Origin of the sequence: Paraburkholderia bengalensis (genome assembly GCF_037126505.1) — a bacterium.
GTDB classification, from domain to species: domain Bacteria; phylum Pseudomonadota; class Gammaproteobacteria; order Burkholderiales; family Burkholderiaceae; genus Paraburkholderia; species Paraburkholderia bengalensis.
Map to the genome: position 1 here is coordinate 1 of NZ_JACFYJ010000307.1, position 472 is coordinate 472.

1 protein-coding gene is annotated in these 472 nt (G+C 63.8%); it reads right to left on the reverse strand.

All coding sequences use genetic code 11. From position 1 onward, the window contains the following. Window positions 1-472, reverse strand: a 472-nt coding sequence (locus tag H3V53_RS43405) for a branched-chain amino acid ABC transporter permease (protein ID WP_336603069.1), incomplete at both ends; no start/stop codon positions are given.

Here is a 472-nt window from a genome sequence, read left to right on the forward strand (position 1 = left end):
CGATGATCACGATTTCAGTCATCGAGATCACGGCGCCAGGCGTCGTATCGGTGGCCTTGATCACGTTGAGGGGATCGGTCGGCAGCAGCTGCGGGAACGGCAGCGGGTTGCGCGACCAGATCATCATCGCGAGGGTCTGCAGCAGGATCGACACGCCGATCGCCGTGATCAGCGGGGCGAGACGCGGTGCCTTGCGCAGCGGCCGGTAGGCCACGCGCTCGATCGTGTAACCCACCACGGAGCAGACGATGGCCGCGATGACCAGCGCGATGCACAGCGTCGGCACGTTGCCGAGACCGGGGAAGTGGTTCTGCAACACCCCGATGGCCGAGAGCGCGACCATCGCGCCCACCATCAGCACGTCGCCGTGCGCGAAGTTGATGATGCCGAGAATGCCGTACACCATCGTGTAGCCCAGTGCAATGATGGCGTAGACACTGCCAAGCACCAGCCCGTTGAGAATCTGCTGGAT